Source organism: Rothia uropygialis (assembly GCF_004137765.1).
GTDB lineage: Bacteria > Actinomycetota > Actinomycetes > Actinomycetales > Micrococcaceae > Rothia.
Genome location: NZ_NOIS01000003.1, coordinates 376,570 through 398,549, shown reverse-complemented (window position 1 = coordinate 398,549; position 21,980 = coordinate 376,570). Strand labels below are relative to the sequence as shown.

The window sequence follows — 21,980 nt, the reverse complement described above, 5'->3', positions numbered from 1 at the left end:
GAATTCGGGCAAGAGATGAGCGACAAGATTCCAGTCTCGATCGTGCGCGGTGGCACCAGCCGCGGCGTATTCCTCAAAATACGTGACCTACCCTGGGAGGCCTCCGCGCGGGAGGCCTTATGTCTTTCCTTGATCGGCAGTCCCGATCCACTGGCAGTCGATGGACTCGGGGGAGGGGCATCGTCAAACAGCAAGATTATGGCCGTCGACGTTCCGGACAGGATCACCGCCATACCCGGAGCCGACAAATGTCCCGAAGGCATCGACCTGGTTACCTTATTTGCCCAAGTAGACCCACGAGCTCCCAGCGTTGACTGGAGTGGCAACTGCGGAAACCTCAGCGCCGCGGTGAGCGCATATGCGCTGCACCAGCAATTGCTTGCACGAAGCGGGCAGCGGTCTCTCGCGCGAGTCTGGAATATGAACACCAATTCGATTTTGGAGCTGGAGCACGACCTCGAAGGCGGGCTCCTGCCCCGGGGCGGTGATTTTGCGATTCCCGGCGTGGCAACCCCCGGCCCTCGAGTCGACTTGAGGTTTCAGGCCCCGGGTGGAGAAAAGACGGGATCAGTACTGCCCTGCGGCCCGACGACGTTTTTGACTGAAGCCGGCATCGAAGCGTCTCTGGTCGATGTCACCAATCCGCTGGTGCTAATCCGCGCGGCAGATGTCGGTCTTGAATCCTGTCGGATGCCAGAGGTGCTCAATAAGAAACCCGCCCTACTGGAACGTCTCGAATCCATCCGCCGGGAAGCCGGAAAGCTCATGGGCCTGCCCCAAAGCACTGCGATCCCCCGTGTAACGTGTCTGTTTCCAGCCACCAGGGCGCACGAAGTTCAAACGCGAACGACATCCATGGGGGTTTTCCACCACGCGATTCCTGTAACCGGGGCGCTGGCGTTGGGTGCGGTCGCGGCGCTCGGAGGCACCCTGCTCGATGAATTCGTGGCACAGGATCCCAACGGTGATCTTTTGATCCAACAGCCCCAGGGCCTTGTCACAACCACGGCCCATACGCATCAGGGTCACCTGAAATCCGCGGGCATCGCCCGGACCGCCAGAATCATTATGGATGGCTTCGCGTACTCGGGCTGAGGCGACAAGAATACGGTCAGGTCCCCCGGGCACCGGAGAAACTCGGAAGGTGTGCGTAGGGTGTGAGCCCATAACCGCCTTCCGCCAGGGACTGGCCGACCACCATCCACGTTTGTGATGGTTCGTCCGGTGGCGATGGACCCCTGGACCGTGTTCTTCGAGAAGCTGGTTTCGGGATTTTCCCGATGCAAGGACGGAAACAAGCCGCGAAGCGATGAAAACCGTTTCCTGGGCCGGTATGACCGGGACCGTGGTCGTGTTCGGGATGGCTCCAGCCTCCGAGGACGGTGGAACGTCTCTGGTCTCCCATAATTACCAAAGCTTCTGGCGTCAATGGCTCCGGAACTCCAACGTTGCCTCTGGGGTCGAACCGCAACCGCGGCGATCCCAGGTCTGACAACACGATATCGCGAAGCTTGGTCCAGCTATTGAAGAACGTGTTGACGCTCTGGAAAGCACGGATGCGATTCAGCACCTAACCAGCCGATACACGCGCTTCCGATCGGGGCGGTTGCGATTTGACCAAGTTCCCGAGGAATGAAGACGTGTCATTCTCAGGAGGGAGATCGGCGGGCCTTTCCAAGGCGTGGAAACCATTGCTGGCAGCTTGTAGGTCGTCAATAAGGTGATACATCGCAGGATGGCCAGTACCGTCCCCAGGTGCCATGGCGTATGAAAGTTCGTGACGCAGGAGCTCTCTGTGGATTACTGGGCACCTTTGAAGGAATGGGTACCTATACTTGGCGCCGAAATGAACACGATCATTTCCGTCGCCAAAGGCTGTTCGTTTTCATCTGCACGGCGATCAGCACCACGTCTGTGAGCGTCTTGTGCATTCTAATGACCGTGCTGGGGCTGAAGTCGCGGAAGAAATTTTTCTTAGGGTTCAAATCAGGGGGTAGGCCACCACGTGGCTCAAGAAGGCCCGTCCCTTTGCTTCCGCTCCTCGTCGCGTGTATATCGAAAGGCTCTGCGTTTCCCTTTCTCTGAACTCAACATATTTGCTTCCTAACTGAGGAGTCGCCTGGACCTTCTTATCGGTCTGTTGTGGTCGGACCTCAGTGGAGGCACAGTGTGTGGTCCTCGATGTGACCCGAACCGTGGCGACACTCCAGAGCTCCAGTTGGGCGGTCGGTGTTGAGGTGACAGCGACGAAGGGGTCGATTGCATGGATCGCCAGAGCGGCCACCGTCGCGGGCTTGCGTTCGTTGCGCTCCGCGGCCAGACGGCAGTCGAGAGAGCAAGGCTGCCATGCCTGACAATGATGCGCTCATGACGACGCCAAGAACCGTCCAGGAGTGGTCAATCTCTGGACAGTCCTGGTTCGATGTTAAATACCTATGGCCATAGGCATATGCCTATGCATATAGTGACCTGAAGAACACAGAGCGGTGTTCAAGAAAGGAAATTCCCCGTCGTGGCGCTTACTGCAACACACCTGCTGGATGATTTCTCACTCGAGATGACAGGGAAAGACGTCTCCAAACTCCGTGAGGCTGCTTATGCAATCCCCGCGGGGACGCGGATCAATGTCACGTTCCTCGGCAACGAAGACCTCTCGATGCGCGTCGATGCGGCAAAAACCGTGACCGAGCTCGGGTTCGTCCCGGTCCCGCATATCTCCGCACGCAGGCTGAAATCGGAAACGGAGCTCAAGGAGTTCCTGGATGCGTTGCAGCAGGCGGGGGCGACAAAGCACATCTTCGTTATCGGTGGCGATCCCTCTACACCGGAAGGCCCGTACGCCGACTCTCTGTCGGTGATTCGCACGGGGATTCTGCAGAACTATGGAGTCGAGGAGGTCGGAATCGGTGGGTATCCGGAGGGTCATCCTGATATCAGCGACGACGAGCTCTGGGCGCACCTGGTAGCAAAGATTTCAGCCCTGTCAGACCAGGGATTGGATCAGATCGTCGTCAGCCAGTTCGCATTCGATGCAGACAGGGTAGGTGCGTGGGTCAAAGAAGTCCGTGACCATGGGGCTGATTCGGTGATCCGGATCGGTACTCCCGGACCCGCCGGCATCAAGCGGCTCCTCGGCTACGCGCGACGCTTCGGGGTGGGAACGAGTGCCGGAATCGCCAAGAAGTACGGATTCTCACTGGCAAACCTCGTCGGTACGGCAGGGCCGGACAGGTTCGTCAACTCACTGGCACTGCATACGGCGGATTCGGAGACTCCGGCATCGTTGAAGCTTCACTTCTACACCTTCGGTGGTCTGCTCGCCACGGCGGTGTGGGCAGAGAAGTTCTCGGCTGGTCAATGATGAGGTGTTCGTATGCCACCAATAACTGACAGTCACAAGGACTACGGCGGCCTGATCGTCACCGGCCCCGACCAATCGGGTCTGGTGTCACTCGTATCAAGGTGCCGGTGATCAATATTCATCCCTCATTCCTGCCGGCATTGGTTGGGTCGGGCCCGTATCGCAGGACCAAAGAACGAGGGGTAAAGCTCATCGGAGCGACCAGCCACTACGTCACGAAGGACCTCGACGAGGGGGCCAATCATCGAGCAGGACGTTACCCGCGTCAACCACACTGTGACCGACGAGGACATGCAGGCTTAGGGGATCGTACGTCGAGCGCGCGGTGCTCTCCAAAGCAGTGAGGCTGCACGCCGACGACCGTGTCATTCGATATGCCAACCAAACAATTCTCTTCGATTAACCCAGTACGGAGGCATGGCAGTTCCTTACCCGCCCATACAGATTACTGACACATCACGAAAACAAGAGAGGTTCATCGACGATGACTGACAATCTTCAACAGCTACTCGAGGCGACCAATCCGGTCGACCTGCTACGCAATTCACAGATCGGGTCGTATATCTACCCTGTGGTACCGGCGGACTTCACGAACTGGATCAAGGAACAGCGTGCTTGGCGTGAAACAGCGGTCCTCTACGATCAGTCGCATCACATGGACAATGTGTTTCTACGTGGGTCCGATGCCATCAAGCTGATCTCCGATACAGCGATCAATTCTGTCGAGAAGTTCGCCGTGAACAAGGCCAAGCAGTATGTGCCGACGACCGCCTCGGGCCACGTGATCGGCGACGGGATTCTCTTCCACGAAGCCGAGGATGAGTACGTCTACGTGGGCCGAGCACCGGCATCGAACTGGCTGATGTTCCACGGCGAGACTGGCGGATACTCGAATCTCGATATCGAAGTGGACCGTCGTTCTCCGTCTCGCCCCTACGGGGAGACAGTCAGCCGTCGCTACTATCGCTTCCAGATTCAGGGGCCGAATGCATGGAGCATCATAGAGAAGCTCAATGGCGGCTCGTTGGAAAAGATAGGGTTCTTCAACATGTCAACCATGACGATCGCTGGGAAACACGCGCGGACCCTGCGTCACGGAATGGCCGGTGCCCCAGGTCTCGAGATCTGGGGTCCATACGAGGACCACAGTCTGATTCGCGAGGCGATCATCGATGCCGGTGCTGAATTCGGCCTGTTGCCGGTTGGATCACGTGCCTATCCGTCGAACACACTCGAGTCCGGTTGGATTCCCTCGCCGCTTCCCGCGGTCTACACCGGTGAGGAGGAGCGCGCTTTCCGTGAGTGGCTCGGCGCCGATAGTTACGAGGCCACTGGCACTCTTGCCGGGTCGTTCGTCTCCGATAACATCGAAGACTATTACCTGACGCCGTGGGAGTTGGGCTACGGGTCGTTCGTCAAGTTTGACCATGACTTCATTGGCCGCAGCGCTCTGGAAAAGATCGATCCGTCTACCCAACGCAAGAAGGTAACTCTTGCTTGGGATGCGGAAGACCTTGGCAAGGTGCTGTCATCGCCTTTGAACGTTGACGGTCCGAACTTCAAGTACTTTGACCTTCCTTTGGCGAACTACGGCTCTGCCAACTATGACTCGGTTGTAGATGCCGATGGCAATACGGTTGGTTTCTCGATGTTCACCGGGTACTCGGCGAATGAACGCCGCGGATTGTCGCTGGCCGTGATCAACCCGGACGTCCCTGAAGGCACGGAGCTCAAGGTTGTGTGGGGCGAGCCGGACGGCGGAACGTCGAAGGCTTCCGTCGAACCGCATGTGCAGACCGAGGTGCGAGCAGTGGTCAGCCCGGTCCCATATTCGACGGTGGCTCGCCAGACATACCACGGCGGATGGCGAACCGGCAGCAAGGGTTGAGAGCGGTAGTCTGAGGGGGGCCCGGGAGCCACGCCCGGCCCCCCTGCTGATTCACAGAATAGGAACAACGATGAGTCTAAGAAGTGCCCTGCTCGCGCTTCTTCGGATTAGGCCGATGTCCGGCTACGAGTTGCAGAAGCAGTTCTCACAGTCTGTGGGTCATGTCTGGCATGCTCCCGACTCGCAGATCTATCCTGAGCTGCAGAAGATGGCCAAAGAAGAGCTCATCGTCGCTGAAGAGCAGACCCGTGGGACAGCAGGCATGCGCCGCGTCTACTACGTCACCGATGCTGGCGAGTCATCTTTTAAGGAATGGATGAATAGTCCGCTCAAGTACCAGCGCACACGTGACTCCGCACACCTGAAGGCTGCCTACCTCGAATCCGCTGACTACGGAGCCAGGCTGAGTTTCCTCCACGATCACATCGATCAGTGGACGAGAGAGTTGAAATGCTGGGAAGAGGAGATCGACAATATCGATATGCTTGAGAGCCCCATGCTCAACCGCCGGCTCGATATGACAGCTGATGAACGCCGGGAAACGACAATTGCCTACAAGCGTTTCGCTTATCAGGGCCTGGCCGCACGGGCCCGAGGCGAGATCGAGTGGGCCGAGCAAGGTCTGGAACTCACTAAGCGCCTCAAGCTTCACGAAGACAGCGCTCACCAGCAAGTATCTAATGGCGACGCTGTGGAGACCGGGGTTGTGGAGTCAGCCGAGCGTTCCTTCACCGAAAACGGTGCTAGCAAGGATCCTTGAAGTCGTGATTGCTGAGGCGCGTCTGAACGAACCCGGCGTGTCCGACCAGTAGCTCCAAGGCGGAGAGGGCGTTGGCCCGCACAGCCAATGGCAGCCGAGAAATCTTGTCGGGATACTTTTTCGGCCCACGAGGCTCTGCCCGCTGAGGCTCAGCTCGGAAATATTCACCCCGAGTACCACCGTAAGTCGCGCCGATAACACCGAGTATTTTTCATCTCGACGATGGAACGGTCGATCTCCTCATGCAAACGGCGGAATCCTGAAAACTGGCTTCGCCGGGGGGCCTACCTGGTACCTTCCCAGCTTCAGTCTTGCGGATGACGAGTGAGGTGACCCAGGCGCGCGGCCTGTTTTTCTGCAATGAGCTGAAGCTTCGAGGCCAAGAAACAGTGTTCCTGCCCCAGGGCCAGATTTGTTCGCTCGCGTACGTCGCCTGCAAGGTCGCGGGCGAAAGGACTGGTGTAACCGCTGACATCCACGTGTTCGGTAGTCTTCTGGTCTACGACGAACAGGTGGGATCCGCCGGGCCGGCCGGCGATGTCGATAAACTTGCGGACTTCCATATACCCTTCCGTTCCGAGGACGATCAGACGGCCGTCGCCCCATGTATCCAGGCCGTTCGGGGTCAACCAATCAACGCGTGCGTATCCGGTACCGCCATTGCCGCGCAGCATGACGTCGCCGAAGTCTTCGAGCTCGGGATGCTGGGGGTTACGGTAGTTGCCCACCTGGGAGGCAACCACTTCGGCCTCGGTAGAACCGGTGAAATGCAGGAACTGATCCATCTGGTGGGAGAGAATATCCACCAAAATACCGCCGGTTTGTTTTTTGGAATAAAACCAATCGGGCCGCGGGTGCAACCCGATCTGGTGCGGACCGATGCCGATCGTCTGGATGACCTTCCCGATACGTCCCGCGGCAACGAGTTCGGAAGCTTTGGCTGTTGCCGGCTCGTCTAGTCGTTCTCCGTACCAGACGTAGTAGTGCCGGCCGGTGGATTGTTGAACCGTCCGTACCTGTTTCAGCTGCTCCAACGTCGTCACGCCGAGTTTGTCCACGAGCACGTCCTTGCCGTGTTCCATTGAGGCGACGGAGATGGCGGCGCGATCGTTGGGAATGGCGGCGCAGTTGATGAGCTGGATCGAGTCGTCGTCGAGGATCTCTTGCATGCTCCCGGCCAGTTCTGCTTGGGGGAACTCCTTGTGGAACTCGGCGATTTTCCCTTCGTCCGTGCCCCAGAACTTTACTAGCTCGAACTCGCCGCTGGCGAGGAGCTGGATATTTTGATGGTTGGCATGCGGGTGGTCGATGCCGATTGTGGCGAATTTGATCTTTGAGGGCATGAGTCCTGCCTTTCATAGGGGGAGGGCGCCGGAGGGACTCAATGCGGTGTGCTCCTCCGGCAGGGGGATTTAGAGCCGCGCGAACTCGAGCGCCTTCTTCGCCCAGTCGTAGGACTCCTGAAGGGAGTCGAACTTCGTCGCGGCGCTGGGCACATCGACCTCGATCATGAAGTCGCCGTCGAAGCCGTGAGGCATGGCGGCAAGTACCCCGTCGAAGTCGACGACGCCCTTGCCAGGCTCGGCCCACAAACGTTTGGTAGCGGCCGTCTCGGCATAGGTCAGCTTGTCTTCGGCGGCTAGACCCAGGTGGTCGGGATAGACGTCTTTGACATGGATTGCGCCAACCCGGTCGGAGTAGTCAGCGATCATGCGTGCGGGATCCATGCCGCACCAGGTGAGATGGCCGGTATCAGGGCCGAAGCCGACCACCTCGGATCCCAGCTCGTCGAGGGCGCGGCGCAACTCGCTCTCTGTCTCGACCCAGCCGCCGGTGTGCCCGTGCAGTACAGGATGGACTCCCTCGCTCTTAATGGCCTGTGCGACTGCGGCCATGTCTTCGAGGACGTTCTGGAACCGTCCCTCGTCGAAGGCCACTCCGACGCCGGGCGTCTGGAGTCGCTCGGGGACGAAGATGGGGCACAGCATAGTCACTGTCAGGCCGAGCTCGGCCTGATCGCTGGCGAAACGTTTGGCCGCTTCAACGTCCTCCTCAAGAGGGATGCTGCGGTCGAAGGTCGAGTTGTACAGTCCGACGGCTGGCTCGAGTCGATATTCGCCCAACCATCGGATGTAGTCGGCCGGGGCCATGTCTTCGGGAATGTCGGCCTTTACGGAGCTGAAGCCGATCTTCTGAAGGTCGGTGAAGGCGGCTTCTAGGCCTTCACGGGTACGGACGGTCTTGGTGCCCTGCAACCAGTAGGGTATCGGATTCGCGGCAACGCGGGTGCTCATCAGTGGTTTCCTTCTCATCTCGGGAGTGATTTTTTCTGGTCGTGTTCTTGGGAGCCCTCCCGGTGCAAGGGGCACCGGAAGGAAATCATGCTGGTTGGTCCGTCTCGGGCCGCCCGGATTTGCGGGCACGAAGTTCGGTGGAGATCCGTTTGTGATCGGCATCGCTCATGGGGTAGCGCGACATCAGCAGGATCGACGCGAGTATGAAGAGCGCGGGCACAAAGCCCACCGCGATGCGGATCCCCCATTGGGTGCTGTCACTCTGTGCGAAGTTGCCGGCGGTGTAGCCGAACAGACCGATGATCCACACTCCCAGAGCTCCGGCGATCGCCTGAGAAAGTTTGCGAACGAATGAGAACACGGCGTAGGTGGTGCCCTCAGATCGTAGGCCGGTCTTCCATTCGCCATATTCGACGGTGTCTGCCTCCATGTTCCACATCAACGTGTTGACGCTACCGTTGCCGATGCCGAACAATCCTGCACCCACATACGCGACCCAGACCCCACCGTTGGGTATGAGTGCGAGCAGCAACGCGCCGATCATGCTGAAGAGGGCGGTGAGCTGGAACAGGCGCGGTCGACCGATAATGCGTGACAGGGATGGCAGGAGCCATCCGACGACGAGGACCATGCCCGTGAAGAGCGTCATGATCACAATGAGGGTGCTCGCATCGCCGAGCACGTCGCGGGCATAGTAGGCCAGCACGCCCTGGGCGCCGAAGTAACCGATGAGAAACAGCAAAGAGGAGATGCTCAGCATCTGCAGCGCTCGGTTGGAGCCGATCGTCTGGATGCTCGAGCGAAACCTGATTCTCCCACTGACACGCGGGACGTTCTCCCGGGCGGTAAAGAACAAGAAAAGGTACAAAGCAAGCGCGACGGCTGCGAGTGGGAAGAGCGTACTGAACAGGGCGCGCTGGAGCCCATCCGGGTTGCCTTGGTAGACCTGCAGGGAGGGACTGATCAGAAGTGCGAGGAGGACCTGCATGACAGCGGTTCCGATGCTCCGAAACATTGCCAGACGCGCCCGTTCCCGTGCGACGTCCGTCATAGCTGCAGCGAGCGAGCCGTAGGGAATGTTCACCGACGTGTATGCAACGCTACCCATCAAGAAGTAAGCGACGGCCGCCCACGCGATCGCCCATGGTGTTCCGTGCAGCCCGCCGGGCATCGAGAAGTTCAGCACCACAAGTACGACGAGTGGAACACTCCCACCCAGGATCCACGGACGGAACTTCCCGAAACGAGTGTTCGTCCGATCAATCAGCGATCCCATGACGATGTCGGTGAAACCATCGACAAAGCGCATGATCAAGAATATGAGGCCTACCGCTCCTGGGCTCAAGAGGGCCACGTCGGTTAAGTACAGCGGCAGGAAACTCACGGCTAGTGAGAACGCAAGGTTGTTTGCGGCATCGCCGCCCCCGTAGGACAGGTACTGCTTCAGCGTAAGGCGAGGGGTTATCACGGGCTGGACGGCGGAGTCTCTGGTGTCTGATCTCATCGTCGAGACCTCCTTCAGCGCGGTCGTGGGGAGTGGTCAGTGGTTCTCGCGCTGGGGATAGAGACCCTCGGCGACAATGTGCCTGTTGAGTTCGTTGAAATAGGTCTCTTCGTCGAACATGTAGTCGACCTCGCGTCCAGTCCACGCCGAGAGATGGATGGCGTTGGCAAGGCGGACTGCGTTGACCCCCTCGGCCGCTGGGGCGATGAGCTCGGCTTGTCCGAGAATGGTTTGCGCGAAGTTCTCGAGGACCTCGCAGTGCTGCACGCCCCATGGTGTGGTCTCGTCGAGGACTTCGATGTCGACGGGCCCTTCGAGTCCGGCGCCCCGGCCGCTGAGAAGGGCAGAAACATCTTCTCGTGTCAGCTCGTCGCTGATCTCGCGCTCGGGCCGTGGGTAACGAAGCACGCTCGCGTGGGTCGAGCCGTCAACGACGATTTTTCCCCGCGAACCCAGGATCTCGAATCGGTCTGTTCCCTGCATGTCATGTGTTGCGGTGACGAAGGTGCCGGTGCGGCCGTCGCCGTAGTCCACGAGTGCGGTGACCTCGTCCTCGACCGTAATGTCTCGTGCGAACCCGAATCCGGCCTTCGCGAAGACCTTCAGTGGGACTCCACAGATCCATTGCCAGAGGTCCAGCTGGTGCGGTGCCTGGTTGACCAGGACACCGCCGCCCTCACCGCCCCAGGTCGCCCGCCATGGGGACTGGTCGTAATAGGCCTGCGGGCGCCACCAGGTCGTGATCACCCAGCTGGACCGAAGAACTTGGCCGATCTCGCCAGCCGAAACGATTTCCTTGATCCTGCGATACATCGGGTTCGTGCGCTGGTTGAACATGATCGCGAAGGGGACTTCGGGATGCTCGTTCGAGGCTTCGATCATCTGATGCACCTGGTCAGTGTGCACGGCCGCAGGCTTCTCCACCAGCGTAGGGATGCCCCGTGAGAGTGCGGTGATCGCCACGGTCGAGTGGTCGTAGTGAGGCACGCAGGTCACGATCGCGTCCACCGCCCCGGAATCCAGGGCGTCCTCTACGGAGCTGAACACTGGGACTCCTGGATGTGCTTGGGCGGCGGCGCTGAGGGCATGCTCGTCGATGTCGCACAAAGCACCGAGCACCATGTGCGGAACCCGCCCACCAGAGACGAATGATGCATAGAAGGAGCCCTGAGTCCCTACTCCGATGATGCCGATACGAATCTGCTTGTTCTGGTCCTTGGAGTACTTGCTGGGTGTATGCACGGTCATGCGGCAACCTTCCTCGTCGTTGCTGGTCCGCGGGAGGGACGGACTCTGACCACCGACCCCGGGGCGGGTACGTGTTGCACGCTACACGCACTGCACACGTTGTGCAATAGTGCAATAGATTGCATTTGAGGCGGTTGAATTCCCCAGAGTGACTGGGAGAAAAAGCATGTACACGTGTGCAAAGATTGCATAAGTCGTGCACAGATACGCTCGACGCCGGTCTTCCCGTAAGCCCCTGAGTGCCCACGGGATGTGACGTTCCGTCCACCTTGTTATTCGCAAGGCTTGATCCCTCGCGCACAGAGGCTTGGTGCAGCTCCCGGTCGGAGCAGAAACCGGCAAAGACGAGAAACCATGGAGGTACAACAGTGACAACGGCAGCAGTCATTGGGTGCGGAGATATCTCTTCCATCCACGAACAAGCCATTAAGGCCATCGAAGGCATTGAGCTGATCGCAGTCTGCGATGTGGATGAGGCTGCTCGGGAGGCCGCGAGCAAGGTGTACGGAGTCCCTGGCTTTGCCGACCACCGGCTTCTCCTGCGGGAGGCGGAACCGGATGTTGTCCACATCTGCACTCCGCACGATCAGCACGTTCCCGTGGCGCTGGACTGCCTTGCCGCCGGTGCGGATGTCCTGAGTGAGAAGCCCGTCGCACATACCGTGGAGCAGGCGGATCGACTGATTGAGGCTGGGGAGTCCTTTCCGAGGCAGGTCGGGGTGTGCTTCCAAAACCGGTACAACGTGACTATTCAGGAGATGCGACGGCTACTGGATTCCGGGGACCTGGGTGAGATCGTGGGAGGGTCGGCAACCGTGATGTGGTCTCGTAGTCCCGAGTACTACGAGGCGAAACCGTGGCGAGGAACCTGGGCACGCAGTGGCGGCGGTTTGCTGATCAACCAGGCGATTCACACCATTGACCTGTTGCAGTGGCTGCTCGGGGACGTCACCGAGGTGCGCGGGCATGCTGCTACCCATGTATTGGATGATGTCGTCGAGGTCGAAGACACCGCCCATATGATCCTTCACCATGTCGGCGGTCCCCGGTCGGTGCTCTATGCAACCAATACCAACGTCACCAACTCCCCAGTGACTCTCGAGATCGTCACCAAGAATGCGACTTTGAGTCTCTGCGGGGACCTGACCATCTCCTGGAACGATGGCCGCACTGATGTCATCCCCGAGCGCCGCGGACCCATGATCGGCCGGTCCTACTGGGGTGTCTCACACTTGGAGCTGATTCGCGATTTCTACGAGCGTCGAGGCGACTCCCAGCCGTTCTGGATTTCTCCGCGGGAAGCGGCGAAGTCCCTACGCATACTGAAAGAGGTGTATTCCCAGAGTTTCTCGGATGCCTGACTCTCGGGGGTTGGCCCGTCATCACTTGTGAGAAACTGGCAAGGACCAGGAAGGAAGTGATGATGTCTCGGCCAAGTACTTCGACGTCGGGTTCAGGCTCGGGGAGCACCGGTGCGTCACGTTCCGTCTCAGCCCGTACTACCGCTCGAGACATCGCTACGGTTGTCGGCGTAGCTCCCTCGACCGTCTCACGTGCCCTCACGCGGCCTGACCTTGTCTCACCGGCGCGGCGGGAACAAATCCAACAGATCGCCCGGGAGATGGGGTACGTACCAAACCCTGTGGCGCGAGGACTCCCCGCTGGCCGCACGGAGGCGATCGGGGTGATCGTCCCCGATCTCGAGAATCCGCTGTTTGCGACGCTTTTGAGGGCGATCCAGCGTCGAGCGAGGGCGCAAGGTCTCGCGACCGTCATTGCTGACTCCGAGGAGGACTCGTACCTCGAGAAGGAGCTGCTCACGTCAGTGAGTTCAAGGGTCGATGGGACCGTCGTGTTTTCTCCTCGGGAGCACCCGGCGGTACTGCAGGAGATCGCTGCCCGAGCGCCACTAGTAGTGGTCAACCGGCACGTCGAAGACGTCCGCAGCGTGGTGGTGGATGACCGCGTAGGGATGACCCGCGCAGTGACTCATCTCCGTGCTCTGGGCCATCGGGTCATTGCTCTCGTTTCCGGCCCGCCAGACTCATTCTCGGCTCGATCTCGTGCGCAAGGTGTTCGGGAGGCCGCTGAAGGACTCGAGCTGATCGAAATCGGTCATGTGGCACCGTCGACGGTTGTCGGTGGTATCGGCATCGCCGACCAGGTACTAGCCAGTGGTGCTACAGCGGTGATCTGCTACAACGACCTCATCGCCCTCGGAGTGCTCCACCGAGCTACGGCGCGCGGCGCCCGCGTGCCCGAAGACCTCTCGATCATCGGGGTCGACGATATTCCTGCCGCTGGGCTCGTCTCTCCCGAGCTGACTACGTTGGCACCGCCGCTTGAGCAGATCGCGCAGGAAGCCCTCGACATGTTGAGGGCGTCGATGTTCGGCGCTGAGTCTACGACAAGTCATCCGCAGGGTGCCGGAGAGTCTCTTAGCCTCGATCTGCCCCCTACCTTAATCGTCCGCGCCTCCACGGGAGTGCCGGGTGAGCGCTTGGGTGTGGGCTGCTGATCGAAGGTTCCGTTCCGGATGCTTGCGCACGGCACCTTTACAACGGTGAGCCAATGCAATGAGGTCCTGGTTGTGCCGCTTGCCCAACGCTTTCTTCCGGACGTAGTACGCTCGCGAAGCTGAGACGCCCTTGGTAGTTGCCAACTCCGAGAGGAACAAACCCAATTCAAGAGCTTGATCCAGCGATACGAGGGTGGCCCCTCGCGGTTCGAGATCCCTCGCCCCGGGTTACCGGGGGGGTGTTGACCCTCGCATAAGTGGCCGGGTGCGGGGCGGATTTGAAGTCCTTGCGCAGAGCCTCGGTGAGGTGATTAGGTGGTTCGTCCTTGCCGTATCCAGGCTAAGATGCCCCGGCGGTATGCGGTTCTGGACGATCTCATCCGAGGTTCGCCGAAGCCTTCACGGATTCTTTACTGGGGCGCCCGGAAGCTGCTCGTGACGGTATTGTTCAACAACTGGTCGACCTGGGTGAATCCTTGTCCTCCCACGCCCTTGAAGGCTGGGAGGACAAGTTCATGCATCGTGGTGCCTCACGAAGCCATCAAGGCTTCTTGCCGGAGACGCTCGTGCCCAAGTGCCCATTGGCTCCCGACTACGGACAGGTGCTGGCGGTGAAGCTCATCTGGCTGAGGAATATTTGTTGGCTTCCCGTGCCCGTCTTGCTCCAGAACTCGACGGTCACCGACGTAGTGGGCTGGGTGTATTGAATCAAGCTTCGGGAGGTCATGTTGTCGGACCTGAGGTCACCGCGGTTGCGGTTCGGACCCAGAGGCGACGTCGGGGTTCCGGAGCCACTGACGCCGGAAGTATTGGTGATGATGGGAGAACCGGAGAGGGCCACCTGGTCCAAATAACCCGCCTGGTCGAGGTCCGAGATAGTGAACTTCAAGTTGCTGACGGGACGGTCGAACGTGATGGTCAGAATCTGCCGAGCTGCATAGCCAATCGGCCCCTTCTGGATGAGTTCTAGACCGTCGGTTGCGAGGTCCCCTGCACCGTTGTATCCCAGTTGGTTCTGCTGCCCGGCCACCGCGAGGTTCTGCACCGCACTGATGGTTTTGCCACCGGTCGCCGACGCTGTGAACGAGACATCGACCGTTGGCTTTACCGGCCCGGTAGGCGAAGAGGGCGTGGTCGTGGGATTGAATTTTCCCGTAGCGGAGGTCGAGCTGGCACGTGTGATGGTACTGGTGCTGAGCACTGGCTGGTAAGCGACATCCTGGCATATGGATGCGGCATAAGTCGGCACGGTGCTCGCTGCGGCAATGACCGGTGCAGACCAAGCTGCACCTCGGACGACAGTTCTACGGGAGATGTTGTTTACAGGCATGGTTCCCCTGAATGGTTCGTAAGGCTAAAAATAGCGACGGAAAGATAATAGCCTACTGCCAAGTACATATCCGGTAATTTTGTGTTCAAGACTTCAGGCAAGGTTTCTGGGGCAGCGACCTGTGCGACGGTGGGGCACGAGGCTGCTCCGGTCCTCGCGTAGAGCCTGTGGACGGATTTGAGCAGGCTATTGGGCCACCCGGAGCGACGCCCTGTAGAGGAATTCGCGTAGCCCGTTTGTGGGCTACGCGAATATCTCTTCACTCCTGTTCGATAGGCAGCCAAAGCTGTCCGCTGACCTGCGTCCCGTCTCCACTGGTCTGGACACTGAGCATCTCAGGCCCTCGTGCCCACCGGTATGGGTTGGCCGGGAACCATTCCGTGGCCGCGTCCGACCACAGGTACTGGAGAACCTCGGGAGATTTCCCTTGAGTCTCGAAGACAACCCACAGCCCAGCGGGGACGTCCAGACGGTCGAACCCTTCCGGTGCCGGTTGCGAAGTGGCTACAACATGCCAATAGTCCACTTCACTCCCTTCAATACGGCGCTCCGAGATGTTGTCGGTCACCGCCAACGGTCCTGTCGGATCGACATCGGAGATAGCAAGCAACCGATCGGTTGCCGCCTTGTCCAGGTTCTGTTCGAACTGCTCGATGGCTTGGTTCGGACCTTCGTATATCAGCGGGACACGGGTCCTGAAGCCGACCAGTCCGAAGGCTTCCTTGTTCACAATGCGATGTTGCATGTCGTTGCTCCCTTCAACGCGGAGATGGAATCTCAATTGGGGTTGGGAATGGAGCACTGCTCCTGGCGCCCGAGCCTGAGTGGGCGTGAGACCGTGAACGGCCTTGAACGCGCGATTGAACGCTTCAGCGGACCCATATCCGTACCGTATTGCTACGTCGAGGACGGTTTGCCCGGCGAGGATCTCTCCAGTGGCTGCGGTCAGCCGCCGACGTCTGATGTACTCAGAGACCGGTATGCCAGCCAAGGACGCGAACATCCGCCGGAAGTGATACTCAGATGTCAGAGCAACTTGAGCTAGGTGTGCAACGTCGATCGGCGCTGTCAGATCTGCCTCGATGAGCTCGATGGCCTGGTCCCATTCCTGCATGGCTGCCTCCATTCCTGTTACTGACAGTACGGATTCCAAGTCGCCGTAGGCCCGACAATCTGTGCCCGAAAAGGTCTCCCCTAAAGGTAGCCAACCAGCGGTATTCCGGAAGGGCCGCTTCCATGGCCCAAGGACAGTTGAGAGGTTAAATTCGGGCTCGATGAGCCCGTGACGTGCTCATCGATGCGATGCAAGCTCCCACCGAAACGCCCCGATTCACCGAAAACCAAAAATACCAACTTGCGAGATTCGAATCCGCTGAGCTCCCTCGTGGTTCGGAATCGGTTGTCTGGCACGCCTTGTCCGGACGCGTCTGGCCGAAAGAAACGACCGTATGCTTGCCAGCTAGCTTGTTGACCACCACGTGATAGGGACCGTGCTATTGCGGCTTCCATCTTCATTGAGAATTTGCCCCATCCGCTTGTAGGAACGCAACACGACGTGCCGATCGGCAACAGTTGCCCTAGGAGCTATGGCCACCACTTTTGCCTCATGATCCTGCACTTGTTCGTAGCTATGAATCCAAAGTGTCGCAGTAAGATTCGCGGCCCCAAATACTTGCGCCGAAACGCGACACATGGGGTCGGCAGCTAAGTGCGCGCCTACCGCATCGACCGCATCGCTCGGGATCGACCAGTTGACGATGACTTCTTGTAACCCCAGGTTCTCCCGTGTGGAGGTATCGCAGCGGAACTCCATCGAACCCGTATTCATCATCCGTGTAACGCGTCGCTTCGCTGTCTGGGCGGATATGCCCACGCCATCCGCGATCGTTTGCCAAGCGATCCGGCCGTCTGCAGAGAGTTCTTCGAGAATCTTTATATCGATACCGTCCGGCTGCCGACCCGTTGGAGCCCGCGCATGCGTTCGCATCAGAGCTTGTTGCTCGGGCTCATCGAGTACGCCCGAACGCCATTGGCTACCAAAACGATATATTTTGGTGATGGGATCGATCTTGCGGCGAACCACTCCCGGCATCGAAGGGAGATCGCGAGTGAGCAAATGCATGAGGTCATGGGCCGAGGCCGCAAAGCAGTCAAGAAGAAACTGGCCTTCCCCGGACAGCAGAAGCACGGATGCGAAGCTCGGCTCGGCACATAGGCGCTCAGCCAGCTCTTCCTGGTCTCCCGCATCTGCCTCGATACTGATAAATGCAGACCACCCTTCTTCGTGGTGCCTATATCCGGGAGAGACCGTAACCCACGCTTCTCCTGTCTGAGTCAGCCCTTCCCAACGTCGCGCAATCGTGGCCGGCGAGTAGCCGAGCACCTCTGCCAAGGTGGAAAAATCCGCCCGTGGTTGGACCTCGAGGGCGCTGACGATCGCCAGATCGGTTTCATCCATCATGGGCGTTTTCCTTAATCGGGCATGCATTTTTGGAAGATTTCCGCCATTTTCAACCCTACTGTGATCTGGGATATAGCCTGCAATGAGCGATCAAAAATGACCCTCGAAAGTAGTCAGACATGGACTCAATGCCTCGCGAAGCCGGACCACGCAGCTGTTGTGTGCAGCCGCAACAGTCCTCACAGATGGCAACATCCTCTGCCCGGCGCGGAGTTGTCGGAGTGCTTGCACTCATGGTCATCGTCGAATCGACGAGCGGGGTTGTTCAGGGTTATCTGAACCCCATTCTTCCCGCACTCGGGTCGGTATTCGACGTTAACGCCCCTGAGGTGAACGGCCTGTTCCTCCTTTCCAATGTCTCCTTCGCCGTACTCACGCCACTCATCTCACGGTTTGGTGACAGCTACGGCTACCGTCCCGTGCTGCGAGCCAGCTCGCTCATGGTTGCAGTCGGAGTTTTGCTCATGGCTTTGATCCCCTCGCTGCTTACCGTCATCATCGGCATCATTCTCATTGCCGGAGTGGTCGGTTTTATTCCGCTCATGATGGGCATCCTCCGGAATACATACCCCGATTTGGTTCGCACTGGGGTGAGCTATCTGGTCGGGACACTCATGATCATGATCGGTGTCGGTGGTCTTATCGCGGGAATCCTTGGGATGGTCAACCCTGTGCATGGTTTCTGGGTAGGTGTTCCATTCGCGTTGGCTACCCTCGTCTGTTCGTTCTTCGTCCCGGACGCAGGAACGGCAACGCGCGAGTCGATCGCCGCAATTCCAATGAGCAGCTGTCTATTGGGCCTTGTGATGACTATTGCTGGCCTATCCCTGGGGCCTGACTTCGGGTGGACGGATTGGAGGACTCTTTGTCTTCTTGTAGTCGGAATAGGATTGTTGACTTACTGGGGGTACCTCGATTCGCGCCCCAGCGAAAGAAAACAACGTTTCATTGACTTGCGGCTAATTCGCAGACGCTCTCTGCGCAGCATATCGGTGGCAACTTTTTTCTTCGGGTTTGCCTCCATTAGCTACTTCGGTACGAACGGAATTTTCCTGAGCTCGGAATATTCTGTTGCCGGGTACGGATTTAGTTTTTCTCCTATGCTCATTGCTGTTCTGTTGGCCGCTACTTCGTTGCTTTCTTTTGTCGCTTCCGTTGTGTCGGCTCCGCTCATGAATCGACGGTCCGAACGTAGTGTATTGACCTTGGCCGGAATGATTCTGGCTTTCAGCTTCGTGGTGATGATGGTCGGGATGCACAGCCTTATCGTCTACATCGTCGGATTTTGCCTCTTCAACATCGCGCTGGGCGTGTATCAGGCTGCAACGCGGTCGCTGTCCGTCGAGGGTGTTCCGGCCGAGCAGACCGCGGCCGCTGCAGGGCTCAATGAGCTGGCGCTTTCCGTAGGTATCGCTGTAGGAGCTGCTGTCATCAAGATGATTTCCTCTGCCACTGTCACCGGCAGTGGCACGATCTCATCGACCGGGTTGACCCTTATCTGGCTCTCCCTCTGCCTGGCGGCTCTCATCGCGACAGTCACAGGGTCTCGCTATCCCCTACAACATCGGACGGTCTTGGAGGCCATGGCATGAGCGACCCCAATACACCAGTTCGTTCTCAACGACGCACTCTTGCCGAATCGGTGTCGCAAACTATCGAGGTCTGGCGCGATACATTGCTTGCTTATAGTCATGCGTTGCATGCCGACCCGGAACTCAGTGGTGAGGAGTACCGTGCGGCAGAACGGACCAGAGTCATTTTGCGTGATGCCGGATTCGATATGGACGGAAGGCAACCTGACGCTCCGACTGCGCTGAGCGCTACGTTCGGCTCCGGTGAATTCACAGTCGCTCTGTGTATCGAATACGACGCACTTCCTCATATCGGTCATGCTTGCGGGCACAACGTCAATGCGGCCTCAGCTCTGGGCGCGGCCATTGCCTTGTCACGACTCGCAGAGGAGTTGGACCTCACGGTCCAGGTTCTTGGTACGCCAGCCGAGGAGACTCACGGCGGCAAGATCGATCTCATTGAACAGGGCTTCTTTGAGAATGCGCATGCCGCGGCAATGGCACATGCATCCGCTCAAGATGCGGCCGGTTGCTCGTCGATGGCGCTGTCCGCCTGGGCGGTGTCCTACCGAGGTGTGGCCGCCCATGCTGCCAGCGCACCGTCGTCCGGCGTCAATGCCCTGGATGCTGCACATATTGCGCAAACAGCTATCGCTGTAGCCCGTCAACAACTTCCCCCTGATTCCGTGGTTTCTCTGATTGTCGAAAAGGGCGGCGATGCCGTCAATATCATCCCCGAGTGCGCACAGATCTCAGTCGAAATGCGCTCCCCACTCAGCCAGGATCTCGATATCATCAGAGACCGCGTCGAGAAGTGTCTCCGAGCCGGAGCTATTGCTACCGATTGTGAGATCAACATCGAACCGCAAGGCAACACCTTCGCAGACCTCAGACAAGATCCGGATCTATCCCAGGCCTATGTTTCTGCGCTTCTGGATCGAGGCCGCGACGTCCCGATACTCGACAAACCAATCGCATCAACGGATATGGGCAATGTTTCCCAAGTTCTGCCGAGCATTCATCCCCAGATCGGGTACGAAGTCCACGGTGCGGTCAATCATAACGAGGCGTTCGCCGCCTACGGTGCAACGGCTTCTGCGGACCGAGCTGTTCTCGACGCGGCGTACGGGCTTGCCATGGCAATGAGCATTGCCGCAACAGACGAAGATTTGCGTATTCGCCTCATGAGGGCACGGCAATCAAGAAATCGCTCCTCAGCCGGTGAATGCGGACTATTCGGTGGACGGAAGCAATAACCATGATCGTGACGATGGTTGGTTCACGGATTGAAGTCCGGCGCCAAGACCTTCGTTGTCAGAAGCGGGTCCCTACACCTCAAGGAAGCCCTCCCCATGGAGGAGTAACGCCCCAGCCCCTCCGCGGGTATACGTGATTACCGCCGGTTCCGTCCGCTCGTGTCCTGCCCGTCGATGCCGCACGAATTTCCACCGAAACGCCACCGGTTCGCGGAAAACCAGGTGTAGAACCAACGAGCCGGAATCGAGAGCCCCGGAGCAAGGATCATGCGCCCCGCAAGACGGTCGATTCCATAAGTGGAAGCGAGCAGAGCTTTGCCGACGGCTTCGTGGCCCCAGAATTTCCGGCCCTGCGGGAGGACGGCGTCATCCGAGGGGACGGGGCCCTCGAGATAAACCGCTTCCTCGAGGAACCTCTCGGCCTCGGCATCCGTCAGCTCTGATTGAACCCGGGAAAACGGCACCACGTCGAGACGGTCCCGCGTGCGGGCGTCGAGGAACCGGGCAGCCGGAACACAGGGGCCGCAATCATCGTCGTAGACAAAAGTCCTCATGTCTCGAGGCTAGACCTCTGCGTCAATTGTGGTGTCAGCTCGCGGTGACTCGTTCGGCTTTTCTCGCACGGCGGCGTTTGGATCCGGGAATGCGAATTTTTGTGGAAGACAATGTGGTCCCCATCGAGGCGAGAATGACCAGGACAATCGCGAGAAGTCGAAGAGGCCCCACGACCTGGTGAAGCAGAAGAAACCCGAAGAGGGCGGCGAACGCTGGTTCCAGGCTCAAGAGGATGCTGAAGGTCGCGTTTGGGAGACGACGAAGGGCCTTGAGTTCGAGGGAGTACGGGATGACCGAAGACAACAACGCCACCAATGCCGCCAGGGCCAGCAATGGAGGATCCCCGAAGGCCCGCACGGCGGAGGGGCCACCAACTGGGGCCAGAACAACAGCGGCCACGGCAATCGCGACGGCGAGGCCGCCCGTTCCCGGAACAGTTCGCCCCACCTGGGCGCTCGTCAAAACGTAGACAGCCCAGAAAGCGCCCGCGATGAGAACGAACAGGACACCCAGCGGATCCAGGGCAGCGTTCGCGCTCGTCACACTCTCGAAACCCAGCACGGCCATGCCGGTCAGCGCCAGAAGAACCCACAGGAAATCGACGGCCTTGCGCGAGAGGGCCGCGGCCAGGGCCAAAGGTCCGAGGAATTCGATCGCAACTCCTGCTCCCAGAGGAATACGTGCGATCCCGGCATAGAAGAAACCGTTCATCCCGGCCAGGGCGAGCCCGAAAAATATGACCGACCGCCACTGCTTGCCGGTCCATCCTGCAACTCGTGGTCGGGTTATGAGCAACAGAATGACCGCGGCGAAAAGCATGCGCAGTGATGTCACGCCCCACGGGCCCAGCCGAGGGAACAGCTGCGTCGCAATCGCGGCCCCAAGCTGAAGGGACGTGCACGAACCAATGGCGAACAAAATCCCCGGGGCCATGCCGCGCGCAGTGTCCGGTCCTGGATTCACAGTGGGCATGGAACCGGTCGCCACGACGGCCGGCGTCACGCCGGTTACGGGTCCATTGTTCATGGTGCTCACGGGTCACCTCCTGCAGGCTCGAGTCTCATAACGACGCCCATACCGCTGCATTTTCGCGGAATGGGCCGTTACAAGCATGAGGCCTCAGGGAATGGGTAGTCTAGCGAATGTATCTAACCGGAACCGATAAGAATAAGTAAACCCATTGTCGGTCCTCCGAACCGCGAATGGCAGCAGGGCCTGCGGCCTCCGTAAATCT

At 59.1% G+C, this 21,980-nt stretch carries 18 protein-coding genes and 1 pseudogene; 10 read left to right on the top strand and 9 right to left on the bottom strand.

Annotation, left to right across the window (positions count from 1 at the left end):
- Positions 1-15: 15 nt before the first annotated feature.
- The 6 genes and pseudogenes from EWV35_RS08535 to EWV35_RS08510 all read left to right on the top strand — a co-directional run bounded on the left by EWV35_RS08535 (position 16) and on the right by EWV35_RS08510 (position 6,009).
- Positions 16-1,095, top strand: coding sequence for a PrpF domain-containing protein (locus tag EWV35_RS08535; protein ID WP_129660564.1), 1,080 nt, complete (start codon positions 16-18; stop codon positions 1,093-1,095).
- Between the two features lie 214 nt (positions 1,096-1,309).
- Positions 1,310-1,492, top strand: coding sequence for a hypothetical protein (locus EWV35_RS08530; protein ID WP_129660562.1), 183 nt, complete (start codon positions 1,310-1,312; stop codon positions 1,490-1,492).
- A gap of 1,020 nt (positions 1,493-2,512) precedes the next feature.
- Positions 2,513-3,361, top strand: a complete 849-nt coding sequence (locus EWV35_RS08525; protein WP_342210830.1) for a methylenetetrahydrofolate reductase — start codon at positions 2,513-2,515, stop codon at positions 3,359-3,361.
- 92 nt (positions 3,362-3,453) lie between these two features.
- Positions 3,454-3,764, top strand: a pseudogene (locus EWV35_RS08520) (formyltransferase family protein); the annotation flags it as partial.
- Positions 3,765-3,845: 81 nt separating this feature from the next.
- A complete protein-coding gene (gene ligM, locus EWV35_RS08515) occupies positions 3,846-5,249 on the top strand; it encodes a vanillate/3-O-methylgallate O-demethylase (protein WP_129660558.1) in 1,404 nt (467 codons plus the stop codon).
- A gap of 70 nt (positions 5,250-5,319) precedes the next feature.
- Complete coding sequence (locus tag EWV35_RS08510) at positions 5,320-6,009, top strand: PadR family transcriptional regulator (protein WP_129660555.1); 690 nt, start codon at positions 5,320-5,322, stop codon at positions 6,007-6,009.
- A 305-nt stretch (positions 6,010-6,314) separates the two neighbouring features.
- Here EWV35_RS08510 and EWV35_RS08505 read toward each other — a convergent pair whose 3' ends face one another.
- The 4 genes from EWV35_RS08505 to EWV35_RS08490 all read right to left on the bottom strand — a co-directional run bounded on the left by EWV35_RS08505 (position 6,315) and on the right by EWV35_RS08490 (position 11,055).
- Complete coding sequence (locus EWV35_RS08505; protein WP_129660552.1) at positions 6,315-7,352, bottom strand: Gfo/Idh/MocA family protein; 1,038 nt, start codon at positions 7,350-7,352, stop codon at positions 6,315-6,317.
- Between the two features lie 69 nt (positions 7,353-7,421).
- Positions 7,422-8,303, bottom strand: coding sequence for a sugar phosphate isomerase/epimerase family protein (locus tag EWV35_RS08500; RefSeq protein ID WP_202976057.1), 882 nt, complete (start codon positions 8,301-8,303; stop codon positions 7,422-7,424).
- An 85-nt stretch (positions 8,304-8,388) separates the two neighbouring features.
- Positions 8,389-9,807, bottom strand: a complete 1,419-nt coding sequence (locus EWV35_RS08495; RefSeq protein WP_129660545.1) for a glycoside-pentoside-hexuronide (GPH):cation symporter — start codon at positions 9,805-9,807, stop codon at positions 8,389-8,391.
- Between the two features lie 36 nt (positions 9,808-9,843).
- Positions 9,844-11,055 carry a Gfo/Idh/MocA family protein gene (locus tag EWV35_RS08490; protein ID WP_129660542.1) on the bottom strand — a complete coding sequence of 404 codons (1,212 nt, stop codon included), beginning with the start codon at positions 11,053-11,055 and terminating at the stop codon, positions 9,844-9,846.
- A gap of 368 nt (positions 11,056-11,423) precedes the next feature.
- On the opposite strand from EWV35_RS08490, the gene EWV35_RS08485 reads away from it, so the two are divergent.
- Positions 11,424-12,416, top strand: a complete 993-nt coding sequence (locus EWV35_RS08485) for a Gfo/Idh/MocA family protein (RefSeq protein WP_129660539.1) — start codon at positions 11,424-11,426, stop codon at positions 12,414-12,416.
- A 59-nt stretch (positions 12,417-12,475) separates the two neighbouring features.
- Complete coding sequence (locus EWV35_RS08480) at positions 12,476-13,573, top strand: LacI family DNA-binding transcriptional regulator (RefSeq protein ID WP_129660536.1); 1,098 nt, start codon at positions 12,476-12,478, stop codon at positions 13,571-13,573.
- Between the two features lie 592 nt (positions 13,574-14,165).
- Here EWV35_RS08480 and EWV35_RS13275 read toward each other — a convergent pair.
- The 3 genes from EWV35_RS13275 to EWV35_RS08460 form a co-directional block, all read right to left on the bottom strand.
- On the bottom strand, positions 14,166-14,903 hold the full coding sequence (locus EWV35_RS13275) for a hypothetical protein (protein ID WP_193554095.1): 738 nt from the start codon (positions 14,901-14,903) through the stop codon (positions 14,166-14,168).
- Between the two features lie 259 nt (positions 14,904-15,162).
- Positions 15,163-16,017 (bottom strand): AraC family transcriptional regulator, encoded by an 855-nt coding sequence (locus EWV35_RS08465; protein ID WP_129660530.1) that lies wholly within the window; start codon positions 16,015-16,017, stop codon positions 15,163-15,165.
- Positions 16,018-16,362: 345 nt separating this feature from the next.
- Entirely contained in the window at positions 16,363-17,364 is a 1,002-nt protein-coding gene (locus EWV35_RS08460; RefSeq protein WP_165168488.1) for an Lrp/AsnC family transcriptional regulator, read from the bottom strand.
- A 185-nt stretch (positions 17,365-17,549) separates the two neighbouring features.
- Between EWV35_RS08460 and EWV35_RS08455 the strand changes: the two genes are divergently transcribed.
- Positions 17,550-18,956, top strand: a complete 1,407-nt coding sequence (locus EWV35_RS08455) for an MFS transporter (RefSeq protein WP_165168460.1) — start codon at positions 17,550-17,552, stop codon at positions 18,954-18,956.
- Complete coding sequence (locus tag EWV35_RS08450) at positions 18,953-20,191, top strand: amidohydrolase (protein WP_129660521.1); 1,239 nt, start codon at positions 18,953-18,955, stop codon at positions 20,189-20,191. Before EWV35_RS08455 ends, EWV35_RS08450 begins: the two co-directional genes overlap by 4 nt.
- Before the next feature lie 137 nt (positions 20,192-20,328).
- Here the strand turns inward: EWV35_RS08450 and EWV35_RS08445 are convergent, their stop codons facing one another.
- Positions 20,329-20,745, bottom strand: coding sequence for a DCC1-like thiol-disulfide oxidoreductase family protein (locus tag EWV35_RS08445; RefSeq protein WP_129660518.1), 417 nt, complete (start codon positions 20,743-20,745; stop codon positions 20,329-20,331).
- A gap of 34 nt (positions 20,746-20,779) precedes the next feature.
- Entirely contained in the window at positions 20,780-21,772 is a 993-nt protein-coding gene (locus EWV35_RS08440) for an EamA family transporter (RefSeq protein WP_238654354.1), read from the bottom strand.
- Between the last annotated feature and the right edge of the window lie 208 nt (positions 21,773-21,980).

Bases quoted from the DNA above. Each gene is read 5' to 3' on its own strand.
- EWV35_RS08535 (WP_129660564.1), top strand. From the start codon at position 16: ATGAGCGACAAGATTCCAGTCTCGATCGTGCGCGGTGGCACCAGCCGC.
- EWV35_RS08530 (WP_129660562.1), top strand. From the start codon at position 1,310: ATGAAAACCGTTTCCTGGGCCGGTATGACCGGGACCGTGGTCGTGTTC.
- ligM (WP_129660558.1), top strand. From the start codon at position 3,846: ATGACTGACAATCTTCAACAGCTACTCGAGGCGACCAATCCGGTCGAC.
- EWV35_RS08510 (WP_129660555.1), top strand. From the start codon at position 5,320: ATGAGTCTAAGAAGTGCCCTGCTCGCGCTTCTTCGGATTAGGCCGATG.
- EWV35_RS08505 (WP_129660552.1), bottom strand. From the start codon at position 7,352: ATGCCCTCAAAGATCAAATTCGCCACAATCGGCATCGACCACCCGCAT.
- EWV35_RS08500 (WP_202976057.1), bottom strand. From the start codon at position 8,303: ATGAGCACCCGCGTTGCCGCGAATCCGATACCCTACTGGTTGCAGGGC.
- EWV35_RS08495 (WP_129660545.1), bottom strand. From the start codon at position 9,807: ATGAGATCAGACACCAGAGACTCCGCCGTCCAGCCCGTGATAACCCCT.
- EWV35_RS08490 (WP_129660542.1), bottom strand. From the start codon at position 11,055: ATGACCGTGCATACACCCAGCAAGTACTCCAAGGACCAGAACAAGCAG.
- EWV35_RS08480 (WP_129660536.1), top strand. From the start codon at position 12,476: ATGATGTCTCGGCCAAGTACTTCGACGTCGGGTTCAGGCTCGGGGAGC.
- EWV35_RS13275 (WP_193554095.1), bottom strand. From the start codon at position 14,903: ATGCCTGTAAACAACATCTCCCGTAGAACTGTCGTCCGAGGTGCAGCT.
- EWV35_RS08465 (WP_129660530.1), bottom strand. From the start codon at position 16,017: ATGCAGGAATGGGACCAGGCCATCGAGCTCATCGAGGCAGATCTGACA.
- EWV35_RS08460 (WP_165168488.1), bottom strand. From the start codon at position 17,364: ATGATGGATGAAACCGATCTGGCGATCGTCAGCGCCCTCGAGGTCCAA.
- EWV35_RS08455 (WP_165168460.1), top strand. From the start codon at position 17,550: ATGGCAACATCCTCTGCCCGGCGCGGAGTTGTCGGAGTGCTTGCACTC.
- EWV35_RS08450 (WP_129660521.1), top strand. From the start codon at position 18,953: ATGAGCGACCCCAATACACCAGTTCGTTCTCAACGACGCACTCTTGCC.
- EWV35_RS08445 (WP_129660518.1), bottom strand. From the start codon at position 20,745: ATGAGGACTTTTGTCTACGACGATGATTGCGGCCCCTGTGTTCCGGCT.
- EWV35_RS08440 (WP_238654354.1), bottom strand. From the start codon at position 21,772: ATGAACAATGGACCCGTAACCGGCGTGACGCCGGCCGTCGTGGCGACC.